Source organism: Collinsella sp. AM42-18AC (genome assembly GCF_003467965.1).
Taxonomy (GTDB): domain Bacteria; phylum Actinomycetota; class Coriobacteriia; order Coriobacteriales; family Coriobacteriaceae; genus Collinsella.
In genome coordinates this window covers 20,999-38,457 of record NZ_QSFY01000016.1, presented here as the reverse complement: position 1 = coordinate 38,457, position 17,459 = coordinate 20,999, and the positions used below count along the sequence as shown (strand labels likewise).

The 17,459-nt window shown below is 58.5% G+C and carries 18 protein-coding genes; 9 read left to right on the top strand and 9 right to left on the bottom strand.

Annotation, left to right across the window (positions count from 1 at the left end):
- Entirely contained in the window at positions 1-537 is a 537-nt protein-coding gene (locus DW913_RS08855; RefSeq protein ID WP_117798271.1) for an HD domain-containing protein, read from the bottom strand.
- Positions 538-765: 228 nt separating this feature from the next.
- On the opposite strand from DW913_RS08855, the gene DW913_RS08850 reads away from it, so the two are divergent.
- The 6 genes from DW913_RS08850 to DW913_RS08825 all read left to right on the top strand — a co-directional run bounded on the left by DW913_RS08850 (position 766) and on the right by DW913_RS08825 (position 7,289).
- A complete protein-coding gene (locus DW913_RS08850; protein WP_117798270.1) occupies positions 766-2,547 on the top strand; it encodes a 1-deoxy-D-xylulose-5-phosphate synthase in 1,782 nt (593 codons plus the stop codon).
- A 455-nt stretch (positions 2,548-3,002) separates the two neighbouring features.
- Positions 3,003-3,998: a glutamate ABC transporter substrate-binding protein gene (locus DW913_RS08845; protein WP_117798269.1), complete on the top strand. Its 996-nt coding sequence runs from the start codon at positions 3,003-3,005 to the stop codon at positions 3,996-3,998.
- 138 nt (positions 3,999-4,136) lie between these two features.
- Positions 4,137-4,796: an amino acid ABC transporter permease gene (locus DW913_RS08840; protein ID WP_117798268.1), complete on the top strand. Its 660-nt coding sequence runs from the start codon at positions 4,137-4,139 to the stop codon at positions 4,794-4,796.
- A complete protein-coding gene (locus tag DW913_RS08835) occupies positions 4,793-5,626 on the top strand; it encodes an amino acid ABC transporter permease (RefSeq protein WP_006234893.1) in 834 nt (277 codons plus the stop codon). The genes DW913_RS08840 and DW913_RS08835 overlap by 4 nt, the downstream gene beginning before the upstream one ends.
- Before the next feature lie 36 nt (positions 5,627-5,662).
- On the top strand, positions 5,663-6,427 hold the full coding sequence (locus DW913_RS08830) for an amino acid ABC transporter ATP-binding protein (protein ID WP_117798267.1): 765 nt from the start codon (positions 5,663-5,665) through the stop codon (positions 6,425-6,427).
- A gap of 52 nt (positions 6,428-6,479) precedes the next feature.
- Complete coding sequence (locus DW913_RS08825) at positions 6,480-7,289, top strand: gamma-glutamyl-gamma-aminobutyrate hydrolase family protein (protein ID WP_117798266.1); 810 nt, start codon at positions 6,480-6,482, stop codon at positions 7,287-7,289.
- A 108-nt stretch (positions 7,290-7,397) separates the two neighbouring features.
- Here the strand turns inward: DW913_RS08825 and DW913_RS08820 are convergent, their stop codons facing one another.
- The 8 genes from DW913_RS08820 to DW913_RS08785 form a co-directional block, all read right to left on the bottom strand.
- Positions 7,398-8,216, bottom strand: coding sequence for a hypothetical protein (locus tag DW913_RS08820; RefSeq protein WP_117798265.1), 819 nt, complete (start codon positions 8,214-8,216; stop codon positions 7,398-7,400).
- Entirely contained in the window at positions 8,200-9,024 is an 825-nt protein-coding gene (locus tag DW913_RS08815) for a hypothetical protein (RefSeq protein ID WP_117798264.1), read from the bottom strand. Before DW913_RS08815 ends, DW913_RS08820 begins: the two co-directional genes overlap by 17 nt.
- On the bottom strand, positions 9,021-9,782 hold the full coding sequence (locus DW913_RS08810; RefSeq protein ID WP_117798263.1) for an ABC transporter ATP-binding protein: 762 nt from the start codon (positions 9,780-9,782) through the stop codon (positions 9,021-9,023). Before DW913_RS08810 ends, DW913_RS08815 begins: the two co-directional genes overlap by 4 nt.
- Before the next feature lie 144 nt (positions 9,783-9,926).
- Positions 9,927-10,256 carry a helix-turn-helix transcriptional regulator gene (locus DW913_RS08805; protein WP_117798262.1) on the bottom strand — a complete coding sequence of 110 codons (330 nt, stop codon included), beginning with the start codon at positions 10,254-10,256 and terminating at the stop codon, positions 9,927-9,929.
- 8 nt (positions 10,257-10,264) lie between these two features.
- Positions 10,265-10,825 (bottom strand): hypothetical protein, encoded by a 561-nt coding sequence (locus DW913_RS08800; protein ID WP_117640224.1) that lies wholly within the window; start codon positions 10,823-10,825, stop codon positions 10,265-10,267.
- A 230-nt stretch (positions 10,826-11,055) separates the two neighbouring features.
- Positions 11,056-11,412, bottom strand: a complete 357-nt coding sequence (locus DW913_RS08795; protein WP_199407877.1) for an Hpt domain-containing protein — start codon at positions 11,410-11,412, stop codon at positions 11,056-11,058.
- A gap of 24 nt (positions 11,413-11,436) precedes the next feature.
- Positions 11,437-13,317: a diguanylate cyclase gene (locus DW913_RS08790; protein WP_117798261.1), complete on the bottom strand. Its 1,881-nt coding sequence runs from the start codon at positions 13,315-13,317 to the stop codon at positions 11,437-11,439.
- Between the two features lie 210 nt (positions 13,318-13,527).
- Positions 13,528-14,325 (bottom strand): alpha/beta fold hydrolase, encoded by a 798-nt coding sequence (locus tag DW913_RS08785; RefSeq protein WP_117563848.1) that lies wholly within the window; start codon positions 14,323-14,325, stop codon positions 13,528-13,530.
- Positions 14,326-14,550: 225 nt separating this feature from the next.
- Between DW913_RS08785 and DW913_RS08780 the strand changes: the two genes are divergently transcribed.
- The 3 genes from DW913_RS08780 (at position 14,551) to DW913_RS08770 (ending at position 17,441) form a co-directional block, all read left to right on the top strand.
- Complete coding sequence (locus tag DW913_RS08780; RefSeq protein ID WP_117798260.1) at positions 14,551-15,327, top strand: radical SAM protein; 777 nt, start codon at positions 14,551-14,553, stop codon at positions 15,325-15,327.
- A gap of 160 nt (positions 15,328-15,487) precedes the next feature.
- Entirely contained in the window at positions 15,488-16,375 is an 888-nt protein-coding gene (gene map, locus DW913_RS08775) for a type I methionyl aminopeptidase (protein ID WP_117798259.1), read from the top strand.
- Between the two features lie 130 nt (positions 16,376-16,505).
- Entirely contained in the window at positions 16,506-17,441 is a 936-nt protein-coding gene (locus DW913_RS08770; protein WP_117798258.1) for a D-2-hydroxyacid dehydrogenase, read from the top strand.
- Positions 17,442-17,459 lie beyond the last annotated feature (18 nt).

The window sequence follows — 17,459 nt, the reverse complement described above, 5'->3', positions numbered from 1 at the left end:
CTACCCTCTCCTCTTTTCGTTCGATTCGCTGCTCACGTCATCGTCCGCCCTGTCTTTGCGCGGCAGACGGCCGGTAATCGTCTCGCGCAGCGCGCACCATTTATCCGCCAGGCACACAATCCATGCCTCGCGACACGTCGGCGGCACCGGTACCAGCGGAAACATATGGCGCGCGATGATATTCCGCTCGCGCGACGTCAGCTCAAAATCCTCTTCGGCACGCGCCAGGGCAAAAAACGGATGCCGAAAGCCATGCAGTCGATGGCTTGGGTCGGGATCGTGCCAGTCATAGAGAAAGTAATCGTGCAGCAGGGCCCCGCGCAGCAGCGACAAGCGGTCGACGGAGATACCGACGCGGCCCAGGCGCTCGGCAAAGGACAGACTTGCCCGCGCCACCGAGGTCACATGCGTATACACCGTCACATCGCCATGCTGGATAAACTCGCGCGTCAGGTCCAGACGGCCCGCCTGTGCCAGTTGACGGGCAGCATGGTCTACTTCGCACGCGATTTTCTCGGCACGAACGGTATCGGACATGCGGCCTCCTTCCGGCGGCGCTCGGCGGCAAGCCACAGCCTGCACGCAATGAATAAAATCATCATGGAACTTATCAGTATGGCATCGGACAAAACGTTTTGCCCCACCAGTTGGCGAATTACCGCGCCGCCGTCACATATCAAACGCCAAAATGTGCGAGACTGTCTTGTGCAATTGTGCCGGCCGAGGGAGTGCCGGCGCACGATTCGCATGGAGTAACCCACAACGATGCTGCTTACGCAAACGACAACGCCCGAGGACGTCAAGGCTCTCGATCGCGCCGAGCTTCCGCTGCTCTGCGGCGAGATCCGCCACGCCATCCTCGAAAGCTCCGCCGCCGTCGGCGGGCACGTTGCCCCCAACCTGGGCGTCGTTGAGCTTACGGTTGCGCTTCATCGCGTGTTTAACTCCCCCACCGACAAAATTGTCTTTGACGTGTCGCACCAGACCTATGCCCACAAGGCGCTGACTGGGCGCGCGTACACTTATATCGACCCGGCACGCTACGGCGAGGCCTCTGGCTTTGCCAATCCCGACGAGTCCGAACACGACCTGTTCGCCATGGGCCACACCTCCACATCGGTGAGCCTGGGCTGCGGCTTGGCGCACGCTCGTGACCTGGCGGGCGATGCGTACAACGTCATCACCATCATTGGCGACGGTTCGCTTTCGGGCGGTCTGGCGTTTGAGGGCTTCAACAATGCCGCCGAGCTCGACAGCAACTTGATCATCGTCGTCAATGACAACGACCAGTCCATCGCCGAGAACCACGGTGGCCTGTATCGCAATCTGGCCGAGCTACGCGCCAGCAACGGCACCTGCGAGCGCAACGTTTTCCGCGCGATGGGACTCGACTACCGCTATCTGGACGCCGGTAACGATGTGTTGGCCCTGGTCGACGCGTTGCAGGAGCTGCGCGATATCGATCATCCCATCGTGCTGCACGTCTCCACCGCCAAGGGCAAGGGCTTTGAGCCAGCCCAGAGCGATCCCGAGCGTTGGCACCACGTGGGTCCGTTTGACATGGCAACTGGACGCAAGCTCTGCCCGGGCCATCCGAGCGAGCCTGCGCCGCGCACCTATGCCGACATTACGGGCGAGGCCCTGAGCGCCGCCATCGAGCACGATCCGCAGGTCGTGGGCATCACGGCCGCCACGCCCTACATCATGGGCTTTACACCCGAGCTTCGCGCCGCGGCAGGCAAGCAGTTTGTCGACGCGGGCATTGCCGAGGAACACGCCGTCACCTTTGCCACCGCGCTCGCCAGCGCCGGTGCCAAGCCGGTCTTTGGCGTGTACGGCACGTTTTTGCAGCGCGCCTACGACGAACTGTGGCACGACCTGTGCCTCAACGACGCCCCCGCAACCATCTTGGTGTTTGGCGCGTCGATCTTTGGCACCACGTCCGAGACGCACCTTTCGTTCTTTGATATTTCCATGCTGGGCGGTCTTCCCAACATGCACTACTTGGCGCCGGCCTGCATGGAGGAATATCTGTCCATGCTGAGCTGGTCGCTCGACCACCGCGAGCATCCCGTAGCGATCCGTGTGCCGGGCATTGGCTTGGTAAGCCGCCCCGATCTTGCGCCCGCCGAAGACACCGACTATAGCGTCGTTCGCTACAACGTGGTACGCCAGGGACGCGACGTGGCCGTGCTCGCGCTTGGCGATTTCTTTGAGCTGGGCGAGCGCGTGACAAACCGCTTGGCCGCCGAGTACGGTATCGAGGCCACACTCGTCAACCCGCGCTTTGCAACCGAGCTCGACCGCGAGTTCCTCGACAGCCTTGCCGCCGAGCATCGCGTTGTCGTCACCCTCGAGGACGGTATCTTGGACGGCGGCTGGGGCGAGCGCGTGGCATGTTATCTGGCATGCACGCCGTTGCGCACGCGCACCTTCGGCATCGCCAAGGGCTTCCCCGACCGCTACGACCCCAACGAACTGCTCGCGCAGAACGGCATGACGGTCGAGAACATGGCCGCCGAGGCCGTAAGGCTACTCAACGAGTAAAAAACCTCCGCAAGGGAAGCACCCCTGCGGAGATTTTATTTTCGCGGCGCGATTATCTCAATCTGTAACATCTATGGCCCGAATTCCCGTCTAACTGTTACAGATCTAGACAAACCGTCTTTGCCCCTGACCTTTGTCTCAATCTGTAACAGATAGAGACCTTTTGGCCGTCTAACTGTTACAGATCGAGACATTCGAATTCCCCTGAAGAGAAAATCTCAATCTGTAACAGTTACTCGGCAAAAATGGCTGCAGATGTTACAGATCGAGACAAAACAGCAAGGCATGCCGCTGCATCTGCAAGAACCACCACAAAGGTGCCTGTCCCTTTTTGGTAGGTAGAATAACCCATAAGGTAAGTATGTTTCTGTGTTATTTCGTGTTGACCCATTTGAGCGCGATGGGGTATAACTCTACTCAACCGCTAGGGATTTTATTGAGAAAGGTGTTCTACCATGAGCAAGAACCTCTCCCAGCAGGTCGTTCTCGACCGCCGCGGCTTCGTTGCCGCCACCTTCGCAACCGTCGCCGGCCTTGGTCTTGCCGGCTGCTCTGACACCAGCGCCGAGGCCGACAAGGGTTCCGCCGCCGGCTCCTCCAAGGGCTCCGAGGATACCGAGGTTTCCGCCACGCTCGATGCCAAGGCATTCGACAAGCTCGTCAACGACGGCCCCAAGGCCGATGACGACGCCATCGACGCCAGCACCTGGGCGACGGCCGTCAAGGACGCCGGGGTCTTTAAGATCGGTGGCGTTCAGACTTCCACGCTCTTCTCCCTCCTCAACGAGAAGGACGGTCAGACCCGCGGCTTCGACGCCGGTATCGCACAGCTCCTGTCCAACTACATTCTGGGCGAGAACAAGGTCGAAATCACCCAGGTGACCTCGGACACGCGCGAGTCCGTCCTGCAGAACGGCCAGGTCGACGCCGTCTTTGCCACCTACACCATCACTGACGAGCGCAAGAAGCTCGTCTCCTTTGCCGGTCCCTACTACTACACCCAGCAGGCTATCCTGGTGCTCGCCGATAACGACGACATCAAGAGCGTCGACGACCTGGCCGACAAGAACGTCGCCGTCCAGTCCGGCTCCAACGGCCCCGCCATCCTGGAGGAGTTCGCTCCCAAGGCCAGCCAGCAGGAGTTCAAGACCGACGAGGAGGCCCGTCAGGCACTCCAGCAGGGTCGCGTTGACGCCTACGTCATCGATAACAACATGCAGCAGAGCGCCCTGGTCCGCGAGCCCGGTAAGTACAAGATCGCCGGCAAGCCCTTCGGCAGCAAGGAACCCTATGGCATCGGCCTGCCGCTCGATTCCGACGGCGTCGCCTTTGTCAACGACTTCCTTAAGAAGATCGAGGACGACGGCACCTGGACCGAGCTGTGGCAGATCTGCATCGGCGACCGCACGGGCGACACCAATGTTCCCGAGCTGCCCGAGATCGGCGCCTAGGCAGCGAGCCTGGTAACGGCCGCAACGAAACCATATGGAAACGCACGATGCGCTTTATTGCGGTAAACTGTTTCCTCACAGAGTTGTCGGGGCTTCCGTACACACGGGAGCCCCTTTCCTTATCGGCGGGAGGTCCGCATGAGTCTCTCCGAACTCTGGTCGCTCTATGGCCAGAACTATATCGACGCGCTGCTAGCAACCTGGGGCATGACGCTTGAGTCGTTTGTCATCGCCATGGTGCTGGCCGTCGCCGTCACCGTGATGCGCGTGTCGCCGCTCAAGCCGCTGCGCGTCTTTGGCGACCTGTATGTCCAGGTCTTCCGTAACATCCCCGGCATCGCGCTGCTCATCATCGTCGTCTATGCGCTGCCGCCGCTCAAGGTCGTTCTGCCCTACCGCACCTGCGTTATCGTCGCCACGGTCCTTTTGGGCTCGGCCTTTGGCTCCGAGAACTTTATGAGCGGCATCAACACCGTCGGTGTCGGCCAGGTGGAAGCCGCACGCTCGCTGGGCATGAACTTTAGCCGCATCCTCGCCAAGATCGTGATTCCGCAAGCGCTGCGCTCGAGCGTGCTGCCCATGACTAACCTCTTTATCGCCGTCATGCTCACCACCGCGCTCGGCAGTCAGGTGCCGCTTAAACCCCAGGAGCTCACCGGCGTGGTGAGCTACATCAACACGCGCTCGCTCGGCGGCGTTGCCGCGTTCTTTATCTCGGCGCTCGGCTACCTGGGCACGGCCTTTGTGGTAAGCCACATTGGCAACTACATCGATAAGAAGGTGAGGATCCTCCGATGAGCAAGCACTCCTCTCCCGCGCTCACCATGCGCGATGCGCTCTACGAGGCTCCCGGCCCCAAGATGCGCGCCAAGATTCGCATCGGCACCGCCATCTCACTTGTTGCCGTCGCCGCGCTCGCCGTCCTGGTACTGCAGCGCTTTTATGTGACCGGCCAGCTTTCGGTCCACTATTGGTATTTCTTTACGCACCTCACCACTTGGAAGTTCCTGCTTGCCGGCTTTGAGGGCACCGTTAAAGTCGCACTCACCGCTGGCGCCATCGCGCTGGTGCTCGGCCTTGCCCTTATGCTCGGTCGCACCAGCGACATTAAGCCGCTGCAGCTGGTCTGCCGCGTGCTCACCGATTTCTTCCGCGGCGTGCCGAGCCTTCTGTTCATCTACTTCTTCTTTTTGGTGCTGCCCCAGTACAAGATTGCGCTGCCGTCGTTTTGGATGCTCACGCTTCCCGTCGCGCTCGCCGCAGCCGGTGTACTGGCCGAAATCTTCCGTGCCGGCGTCAACGCCGTACCGCGCGGCCAGGTCGAGGCTGCCCAGGCACTCGGTCTCTCCAAAGCTAAAATCACCTTTAAAATCGTCCTGCCGCAGGCTATTCGGTTTATCATTCCGTCGTTGATTTCGCAGCTTGTGGTCGTCGTCAAAGACACCACCGTCGCCTACGTGGTGAGCTACCCCGACCTCATGCAAAATGCCCGCGTGCTCATTACCAACTACGATGCCCTCGTGTCGGTCTACCTGGTGATCGCGGTCATCTATATCCTCATCAACGTCGCGATCAACAAGGCCGCCGTCTACGTCTCGCACAAGACCGGCGCGACCATCATCCGCTAACGATTTATCACTTCGAGTCATAAGGAGCCGAGCACCATGGCACAGAGCACTTCTTCCACCGGCAATCAGCCGCTGATCGAGCTCAGGCACGTCGATAAGCACTATGGCGACCTGCACGTCCTCAACGACATCAATCTCTCGGTCGACCGCGGCGAGGTCGTCGTGGTGATTGGTCCCTCGGGCTCGGGCAAGTCGACCATGTGCCGAACCATCAACCGTCTGGAAACCATCGACTCGGGCGAGATCCTCATCGAGGGCGAGCCTCTGCCGCAGGAAGGCAAGGACCTTGCCCGCATGCGCGCCGAGCTGGGCATGGTGTTTCAGCAGTTCAACCTGTTCGCACATATGACCGTACTGCAAAACGTCATGCTGGGACCGGTCGATGTGCTGGGCGTCTCCAAGGACGAGGCCCGCGAGCGCGCCATGGACCTGCTGGGCCGCGTGGGTGTTGCCGAGCAGGCCGATAAGGTGCCTGCACAGCTCTCGGGCGGCCAGCAGCAGCGCGTCGCCATCGCCCGTTCGCTCGCCATGCAGCCCAAGGCCATGCTCTTCGACGAGCCCACGAGCGCCCTTGACCCCGAGATGATCAATGAGGTGCTCGAGGTCATGGTTCGCCTGGCCCAGCAGGGTATGACGATGATCGTCATCACCCACGAGATGAACTTTGCCCGCCGCGTAGCCGACCGCGTCGTGTTTATGGCCGACGGCCAAATCGTGGAAACCGGCACGCCCGACGAGTTCTTCGACCACCCCAAGACCCAGCGCGCCCAGGACTTCCTCAACTCCATCAAGGGCCACTAACCCCATTGCCATATCTGCTCGCCATGACCATCCAAACTCGAAAGCAGCACCTATGATCGGAACCCGTACTTCCTCGTCCTATACCCCGCACGTCGACGTTGCCCCCGCCGACCGTCCGCTCATCCTGGTAGCGCCGCGCTGGGAAGAGGCGAAGCCGTTTTTAAGCGAAACGCTCTCCCCCAACGAGGAAATCGCAAGTGTCTTTGTCGATGCCATCCTTGCCGCCGGCGGCCTGCCGCTGCAGATGTCCATCACCGAGGACACTGAGGTTATCCGTCATTACGTCGATATCGCCGACGGCATCGCCATTCCCGGCGGCCCGGACGTCAACCCCAAGCGCTGGGGCGATGATCGACCCTACGACCCCACCCTCTGCTGCGAGATTCGCGATAGCTTTGAGTTTAAGCTGGTCGGCGAGGTGCTCCGTGCCAAAAAGCCGCTCTTTACCACCTGCCGCGGCACGCAGTTGCTCAATGTCGCCACTGGCGGCACCCTGTGCATGGACGTGCCAAGCCTGGGCGCTCGCGAGGGCCGCACGCAGTGGCGCCATACCCACGTGCTCAACGACCCCGTGCATCCCGTCGAGGTCATGCCGGGCTCGCTGTTGGAGCGCGCGCTTGGCGGGCACAGGCTGATCCAGACCAACTCCGCACACCACTGCTGCGTCGATCATCTGGGTAAGAGCACGCGTTTGGTCGCCAAGGCAACCGACGGCGTTCCCGAGTGCATCGAGGTCGAAGGCCAGCCATTCTGCTTGGGCGTGCAATGGCACCCTGAGTACACGTGGAAGACACTCGAGACCGACTTTAACCTGTGGAAGTCGTTTGTCGAAGCAGCGGCCAAGGTAAAGCAGGCCCGCTAGCTCGCGAACCACTCAGGTTAAAGCCTCCTAAGCCAGGGGGGCGGACACCAGCTACGGTGCCCGCCCCCTGTATTTGATATGCTCGGTATGATTATCCCTCACAAACAATCAAAGTAATCTCGACCGTAATCGGTCGACGGTAAAGCAAATGGCAAAAACACTTGCTACGTTTATGAGACAGTCAATTAAAATCGAGGTGCATTGACTATCCTCCAACGGGGTTACGCCGCAAATCCACATGAGCATCGAGGACGGAAGCGGAAGCATGGAATTGGCCCCGACCTGTATGTAGATCGCTACGACGTTGACAAGCAACAGCATGCCAATCGGACCGAAGCCGGATCCAAAGTAGGAAACAACGATCACGCAAGAGACCACGTATGCAAGGCAGGCAACAGCTGCAAGAACAAGTCGATAGTAAAATACATGCAGGTTGAGATGCTGTTGAGCATCTAAAACGATTGCGCAGTTAAGGCAGTACAAAACGACGCTCGACAGGACAAAAGCGCCCAAAAGGGCGAAAGAAGACAGCACCGTTCGCGCAACGGTAACGCACGCCCGCCTCCCTCCCCGAGCCTCCGACAGCCCCCACGGTTCCTCGACAAAGCCCGAACTGACAAAGCGCGGCACAATACAAGCCGCGATGAACGGAAAGAACAATGCATGAGCCAACGGGGCTACGTTGAACAGCAGACCGCGAAAAACCTCTGCATTACCAAATAGAAGGACATCCTCCGCCGATAGCCGAAGCGTCGGGTCTGGGAAGAAGCCCAAGAAACTGTTCTCACGGAGGCTGCAGAACCACATCGGGAAAGAATTAAGCTGCAATACCACCATGCACGCATAAATTACCGGGATTAAGGCGTACGTCCATTTACTCACGTGCTTCAATTCTGAATGGAGGAATCTTTTAATCTGACGAGCCATTGAGCACACCCCCAGCACGAAAGCTCACGAGAGCGTAAATCAATACCGATAAACAGCTGGCTGCCACGCCATAGCCCAGAAGCGCCAGTTGCCCCATATCGCTATACCCAAGGGCGCATCCGACTCCAAGGTACGGCCCAGGAAGGAAGAAGATCCATCGCAAGGATGGTATAGGTGCCTGAAGGAAGGCTCCGTAGAGCGTCAAGCTCATGACAAATCCGATTATTATTGCAGCCCCGCTCAATACAGCGCTGCCTGTAATCCGATAGATGGTCACCGTCTCCAGCGCAACCGATATCACCAATACGGTGTTGACTATCATTGCAGGCAAAAATGCAGCCAGCATGCCATGCGCGTAGCTATGCCCTCCACGTATTATGGCTATTGCAAACAGAAGAAAGCAAAGCGCACTATATGCTGCGCCAATTATTAAAGCAGACGAAAGCGCATGAGCTAGAGCCCCATAAAAGCGGGTAAGACCTCTTGCTGAAGAAATTCGGTATCCCTCTTCATAGCCGCGCTCCTGTAAAATCGCCAGGCAAACGATGAGCGGAACGAACAGAGAGGTGCCGGCAAAAGCACTGCGCACAAGGGACTCATCGGGTGCAGAAGGATCGATTACATTCCAGACGAAACCAATATCCTCCCCAAAAACGCTATTGCCAAAGGCGAGCAACGTTGTTCCGTTTTTTAGAAAGACACCGAAGAGAAGGCCGAACGCCAGCATAAGCGCAAGACCAAGCTTCGCCGGAAACATCCTGTACAAACGCATCATATCTGCCTTTATGGGATGGATCGCCCGCTTCATAGCGAGACCGCCTTCATCAAGCGCCTGTAATACTCTTTTAAGGACGACGCCTCATCCCTTATGACGTCCATCGATTCCTTTTTCAGCAGTTCGCCGTCATGAAGAAACAGGCAGCATGTTGCAACCGATGCCAGCTCATCCAAGTCGTGGCTAGAGATAAGCATGGTTTTGCCCTGTTCTTGATTCAATCGACCGATAAGGGCCCATATACTCTCGATGCCCAACGGATCCAATCCATTTGCCGGCTCATCGAAAATGAGTACGTCGGTATCGCCCAACAAAGCCGTAGCTATATCCAGCCGCCGTTTCATCCCCAGAGAAAAACTGCCCACGCTCTTTTTCTCATCGACGTCCAGCCCGACAAGGCTCAAAACGCGAGGAACCTCACGTTTCTCATCGAGCCCCCATTCCGCACATCGGATCCGAAGATTCTCAGCCGCACTGAGGGATTGGTATGCTCCGCTGGAATCTGGCACATAGCCGACACGCGTCCGCATCAGACTCAGCTCTTTTTTCGACTTGCCTCCAAAGAGCTCCACACTCCCCGACGATGGCCCACAGAGGCCCAGCACTATTTTGATAAGCGTGCTTTTACCCGCCCCGTTTGCACCAACAAGGGCGCAAAGCTCAGACTGACCCACCTCGAAGGAAACGTCATGCAACACACGCCGTTTTCCATAGCGCTTTGACACCTTTGATAGCTTTATCGTTGATGCGCTCATTGGCCTCCCGTTCTGCTTGATAACAAAACCGCTCATATCGTTCCTTCTTTACTTTATCGTTTTACATAATTGTTATTGTTTTTCGATAACACATATTTGTCAAGATAATCTAAAAGAAAGAACCCGTGTTAGACACGGGTCCCTTCACGCTGATATTTCGTTTTAGTTGTTCGCCTTAAGCTACTCGTCGCTCAAATCGACAGCGAAGACCGATGTCGGAAGCGACGCCTCATTGCCTCTGCCATCCCGCATCTGCCTCACGGCATTCTTCGCGCGCTCGACAATAAGTTCCTCGAGCTCTTTCTCGCTCACGCGCTGAATAATATCTCCCGGTTGACAATCAAGCTCATCACAGATATCGAGGAGCGTCTTTAGGCGAATAGCTTTTATCTTTCCGTTTCTAAGCTTTGAAATATTAGCCGGAGTATGCCCCGTCGCTCGAATCAGATCAGCACTGGTCTTTCCGGTCTTAAGCAGCTGCGTCTCAAGCTCGATGATGAGATAGCTCATGTTTCCTCCTACACAAGCTCGTCAGACTGCTCTTGGAGCAGCGAGGCATAACTCCAGATCGCCGAGATAAACAAACAGACAACTGCGCCGATAAACGACCCCGCATCAAAGGTAGCGCCTTGGCAAATCTCAATAACGAAGGAATGAGGCACAATGTAAAGCTCCAGTCCGCCAATGGTGAGATTGACCGATCCATAGGCACCAACAAGCGAAACCGCGGCGTTAACAGCAAAGGCAAGCGCGAGAACACGGATAAGCCGCACATGCGCCTTGGTAAAGGGCGAGACGCCCCGAGAGATGTTATGGCTGATTCCGCACAAAACGACAAGCGAAACACCCACGACGAGTGCCAGGCACAGCCCGCTTGGGATAACGATGCTCCCGCCATCGAGAAGCGTCACGACACCGAAAGAATCGACAGAAACAACGTTTGCAACCGCATACCAGATCACGTAAACAACCAACGCGGCAAAAGCGACGAGCATCCCTGCAAAAACGGCTGCCATGCAAAAACCAAGCTTCCTGATATTTTCGCCCGCCTTGGCCATACGCTGAACGCTGTTGGACATACACTCACCCTCATCGACTCTATCGTTATTCGAACAGTTTATCGAACAACGATATGGATTGCATGCGGAAAGCCCCGCCAGTGCGCATGGGCCATTCACTAATCAGAAGGGGTGAGAGTGGATTTTTGGACATGTATCGAACGAGAGTGGACAATCTCCCACTTTGAGGCCGCCACCGGGCCTAAAACGGGAGATTATCAACTCTCATAGTCATCAAAGCTCGCGAGCTCTTACTCGGCCGCCTCGCGCAAGGCCGACATCGTTGCCGCATATTGCTGCTGCAGCGCATGCATTCCCTCGCGAGCGCCGTCAACGGCATCGGCGCCGCGCAGCGCTTCGGTCACCACAACCGCCGGCTCGTACAGATTATCGAATCCCAGGTTCTGGCTCACGCCCTTGAGCGTGTGCGCTGCCATAAACGCACCTTCGGCGTCTCCTGCCGCCATGGCGGCCTCCAGCTTGCCCATGCTCTCGTCATCCAAAAACTTGAGGGCAAAGCGGGCAAGCATTTCCCCGCCCATCAGCCGAGCGCACGCGTCGTCATAATTAGCGCCGATCTTCTCATACGCCTCACGCATGGAAATCATGGATTAAAAACTCCTTTGGTCAAACTAAATCGTGGGAAACGCGACGACGTCGGCGGGGCGTGCCAACGTCTCGGCAATTTGGTCTTGCACCTCGAGCAGGCAATCGAGCAGCAGCGGGTTAAAGGTGCCGCACTTACCGTCCAGGATCATCTGGATCGCCTCCTCGTGCGGGATAGCGTCCTTGTACACGCGCACGCTCGTCAGTGCATCGTACACGTCAGCCACCGAAACCACCTGCGCGGCGATGGGAATTTCGTCGCCCTTAAGGCCATCGGGATAACCCTTGCCGTCCCAGCGCTCGTGATGCCAACGCGCAATCTGGTACGCATATTCCATAAGCGCATTGCCGGCGTGATGGCTACCCAGCTTAAGCAGCATATCGGCGCCAATCGTGGTATGCGTCTTCATAATCTCGAATTCCTCGGGCGTGAGGCGCCCGGGCTTGTTGAGGATCGCATCGTCAATCGACATCTTGCCGATATCGTGCAGCGCCGAAGCCAGGGCGATCGTGGAGCGTTCCTCATTGTCGAGGGAGATCGTGCCGCTACGCTGGACCAGATAGCCAAGCAGCAGCTCGGTCAGCTTTTCGATGTTCGTAACGTGCCTACCGCTCTCGCCGTTGCGAAGCTCCATGACGCCGGCCATGATGTCGATGAGCATGCGACTGTTCTTGACGCGCTCGTTGTACTGTTGGGACAGCAGGTTCGTCAGGCGGCGCTGTTTGGCGTACAGGCGGATGGTGTTGCTTACGCGGCGGCGCACGACACGGGAGTCAAACGGGCGGTTGATATAGTCCGAGGCACCCAGCTCATACGCGCGCAGAACCGCATCATCGGAATCTTCGCTCGAAATCATGATGACAGGCAGATTATCGATACCCGATCGGCGCGACAGATCGGCCAGCACCTCAAAGCCGCTTATGCCCGGCATCACAATGTCCAGCAGCACGAGCGACAACTCATCGCCATAGCGGTCGACCATGTCGAGCGCCGCACGACCGTTATCGGCCTCGAGGATGCAATGCTCGTCCTTGAGCATCTCGCTGAGAATGGCTCGGTTCATCTCGGAGTCATCGGCGATAAGCACCAAAGGCTTTTCGCTTTGGAAGGCCTCGATGGAATCGGCATCGGTCACGACCGTACCGGCTTTTGCCTTAGCGCGGCTCAGTAACTGAGCAGCGCGGCCAACGCCCTCATCGACCGTCTCGCCATGAATGCGAACGCCACCAACACATGCCGTCAAGCTCACGTACTCATGGCCCGGAATAATCGTGGAATGAACGGCATCGGACACCTGATGCAGGCGACGGGTGAAGTCATCGGAGGGAATATTGGGCATGACAACCACAAACTTGTCGCAGCCATAGCGCACAAGCTCGTCAGTCGAACGGATTCCGCTGCGTATGGCTGTCGCCACAGCACCGAGCGCAAGGTCGCCGGCATGACGGCCACACGTATCGTTGAAGGCCCTAAAATCATCAACGTCGATCATCGCAACGCCGGCATTCATGCGGGCGCTGCGAAGCTTTTCCTCGTAATATCGGCGATTGCGCACGCTCGTCAGCACGTCGGTGTAGACAAGGTCCTCTTCCGCGGCCTCTTGCTCATCAATCGGACGCACCATCAGCAAGACGTGAGGCTCGCCCTCGACCTTCAGAGGGCGTAGACGGGCGCGGTACTCAGTGCCATCATTGAGCAGTTGCTCCGACACCTCATCGGAGTCTGCCAAAGCCTCAAGACTCGACTGACGCAGACAAGGGCAGCGATCGCCGGCGAGCAAGCAGTTAGGCTCACTCTTAATCTGATCGGCCGACAGTAAACGCACCACGGGGTAGGTCTTCGCGACGCGGGCGACCTCGACGGCAGCCTCCTCGTCGGTTAGATTGACCTCGTGATTATTGAGCATATGGGGCCCTTTCGATAGTTTCGCATGGAGCGGTGGGTTCCAAATGTTACAAGGGTAACACCTTGTCGATGCAGGTAAGTACGTGAATGCTGCCACATTCTTATGAGTTGGCAGACGGCGCGATTGAAGCCGCAGACGCGAGGTTTTGAGCACGTTTGTTAATACGGCCGAAACGTTTGCGGATGAAGCCTGCTTTGGCTATTGCGGATGCTAGAGCCCCAGGATGCCACGGACAGCCCGGGCAGCCGCTGCCGGGCGATCGCGCAGACCGTTATGCGCGCCCGGGATCGTCACGAGAGGGCAATCGAGATATTCGGCAGCCGCTCGCGTGCCAGCCTCGCGGGGCGTGCCAATCGAGAGCTCGCCTAGGAGCACGGCGGCCACCGTTTTCGACGCGCGAACGCTATCCCAATCGGGAACGCAGGTCATAGTAATCCCGTATTCGTTTGCCATGAAACTGCGGCCGTTGCGCAGGGCATGCTTGGCTTCTGCCTCGGTCGTTCCAGGAGCCTCGGGGTCCAAGTCGCCGAGGGCTCCCAAGAAAAGCCGGAGCGCCCTTGAAACCTTTCCAGCCGCAATCATATCGAGCAAAACCGGAGCTGCGCCCATGCCGACGCCTTCGGCCGACACAGCCGGCTCATGCAGAATCGCACGGGCGACGAGATGGGGTTCAGTGCGAAGAAGCTCCAGCGCTACCAACGTACCGGCGCTGTGCGCAAGCACATTTGTCGGAGCGCCAACGTGTTCGATCACGGCCTGCAGGTCGGCGGCCTGAGCGGCAAGATCATAGCTGCCGTCTGCCGCTTCGCTGCTGCCACCACAGCCGCGGCGGTCGTAGGCAATTACGCGGTAGTTGCGGCTGAGCTCACAAGCGATGCCGTCGAAAAATGTGCCGTCAACACAAGCGCCGTGCACGCACACCAAGGCAGGAGTATCAGGCGACACATCCGGGCCGGCATATTCGCGACAGGCAATCGTGGTGCCCGCATTCTCGACCGTAAAATCCATGTTGTGCCCCCATCATCAATGCCCATCCAATTGCACGTCAGTACGGCTGAATGGTCCCGCATTGCCTTACGACTTGTTAACAGATTAACTGTACCCGACCCGAGGCTTTTCATGGCACGGCATCATGAGCGACGTGAAAAAACGAAACTTGTAAAGCAAGAGCCCGCACCTCGCTTTGGAGCCGATGCTATGCTTAGGCGCAATAGTCTTGAGGAGCATATGCCTATGTCTACATTTTTGAATGCCAGCCCCATCTTTGGACCCGTTCGCAGCCGTCGCCTTGGTCTCTCGCTCGGCGTCAACATGATGCCGGCCAGCGGCAAAATCTGCACGTTCGACTGCATTTACTGCGAAAACGGCCTCAACGCCGAGCGCCCCTGCCACGAGCCGTATAACACGGCTGCCGTGGTGCTCGATGCACTCGAGGCAAAGCTGCGCGAGATGGCAGCCGAGGGCGAGCTCCCCGATGTGATCACCTTCGCAGGCAACGGCGAGCCCACCGCCGCACCGGAGTTTCCGCAGGCCATTGCCGGCGCCGTCGCGCTGCGCGACGAGCTTGCCCCAAACTCCAAGATCGCCGTGCTCTCCAACGGCACGCGCGCCGAGCGCCCCGAGGTGCACGACGCGCTCATGATGGTCGACGACAACATTCTTAAGCTCGATACCGTCGACCCGGCGTTTATCCAGCTGCTCGACCAGCCCGTTGGCCCCTACGACGTCAAGCACCAGATCGAGACGTTCGCAAGCTTTAACGGTCACGTTATTATCCAGACGATGTTTTTGAGCGGTGAGTACCGGGGCAAGCCCATCGACAACACCGGCGAGGAGTACGTTGCCCCCTGGCTCGCGGCGCTTGAGCGCATTCGCCCGCAGGAGGCGACCATCTACACGGTGGCGCGCGAGACACCGGTCGCCGGCCTTGCCAAAGCAGTGCCCGAGGTACTCGACGCCATTGCCGCGCGCGTGCGCGCCCTCGGTATTCCCTGCCAGGTGAGCTACTAGCAAAACCACGCAGCAGCTAGTGCCCGCCATCCCGCCCCATCAGTTGCGGTGATATAGTTCCTATTTGTGCTGTTAAACCGCTTAAATCGGAACTATATCACCGCAACTTTTATGGCCGCGTGGGTGGGCTATACTAGCTGCGAACGAAAGGAAGTTAGCCATGTATGACAAAAGACCCGTGCCCGGCCGCAACGACGCTTGCTGGTGCGGCAGCGGCAAGAAATACAAGAAATGCCATAGCGCCTTTGATGAGCGCCTCGAGCGCTTGTGGGAAGAAGGCTGGGAGGTTCTGCCTCGCACGCTCTACAAGACTCCCGCCGATATCGAGGGCATCAAGCGCTCGGCAGCCATCAACGTGGGCGTGCTCGATTATGTGGGCGAGCATATCGCCGCAGGCATGACCACCAACCAGATCGACCAGATGATCTACGACTACACCGTCGAGCACGGTGGCACGCCGGCCGACCTCAACTACGAGGGCTACCCCAAGAGCGTGTGCACCTCGATCAATGATGTGGTCTGCCACGGCATTCCCTGCGATACGGACGTGCTGCACGAGGGCGACATCATCAACGTGGACTGTTCCACGATCCTAGACGGCTACTTTAGCGACTCGAGCCGCATGTTCTGCATCGGCGAGGTCTCGGCCGAGCGCCAGCGCCTGGTCGATGTCACCCGCGCCAGCGTGGAAGCGGGTCTGGCGGCCGTCAAGCCATGGCTGCCACTGTCCGTTATGGCCGAGGCCGTGCAAAAGACCGTCGAGGACGCCGGTTTTAGCGTGGTGCGCGAGTACGGCGGACACGGCATCGGTAAGGAGTTCCACGAAGACCCATTTGTGGGCTTTACCACCGAGGCGCCCGATGTGGATACCATCATGGCCCCGGGCATGGTCTTTACCATCGAGCCTATGGTCAATGCCGGAGCGCCCGACATCAAGATTAGCAAGGGCGACGGCTGGTGCGTGCGCACCAAGGACGGCAGCGATTCGGCCCAGTGCGAGGTACAGCTCGTGGTGACCGAGGACGGCTACGAACTGCTCAGCTGGTAGCTGTAGATGCGTCGGATGCTGACGGGCACGCTCGTCTTGCATCCAGCGTTTTATTTGAACATTTTGCCTGATAAAACCCGCCAAAATAAACCTGTCCCTTTTTTGGCAGGTTGAGCGGAGAGGACTGCCTGTGAACATCCTGGTTTTGCTGCCCGTCAACGACCGTCATCGCGCAATTCTTGAGTCGAGCGCTCCGGGCGAGGACTTTATCTACACGAGCGCCGACGCTGTCACGCACGAGCAAGTCGCTGACGCCGACGTGATTCTGGGCAACGTTGACCCTGCCATGCTCCCCGCATGCGAGCACCTTCAACTGCTGCAACTGCAGACCGCGGGCTATGACGACTACCTTGCCGCCGGCACCGTGCCGGCTGAAGCCAAGCTGTCTTGCTCAATCGGCGCCTACGGTCAGGCCGTGAGCGAACACATATTTGCCATGGTCCTTTCCATGATGAAGCGCTTGCCCGGCTATCACGACTTGCAGCGCCAGCATCGCTGGGAGGACTTGGGCCCGGTCACCTCGCTCAAAAATGCCAATGTGCTGGTGCTGGGCGCGGGCGACATTGGCGGTCACTTCGCCACGCTCTGCCGCAACATGGGCGCGCATGTCCGCGGCATCAAGCGTCATCCGCTCGTCTACCCCATTGTATTTGAGGACATGGACGGCATGGACGCCCTGTCCGAGCGCCTGGCCGAGGCTGATATCGTCGCATCCTTTATGCCCAGCACGCCCGAGACCCGCGGTCTTGCGAATGCCGAGTTCTTCGCCGCAATGAAGCCGGGCGCCTTCTTTGCTAACGGCGGCCGCGGAGACCTTGTAGTTGCCGACGACTTAGTTGCCGCCCTGGAGTCGGGGCATCTCGCCGGCGCCGCGGTCGACGTCACCGACCCCGAGCCGCTGCCTGAGACAAGCCCCCTGTGGGATGCGCCCAACATGCTCATCACGCCGCACGTCTCCGGTTGGTTCCACCTGGCAGCCACGCTCAACAACGTGGTCGACATCGCCGCCGAGAATCTACGTCATCTTCAGGCTGGCGAGACACTACGTTGTTGGATTGAGCATTAATTTGTTCCGGCGTTTTAC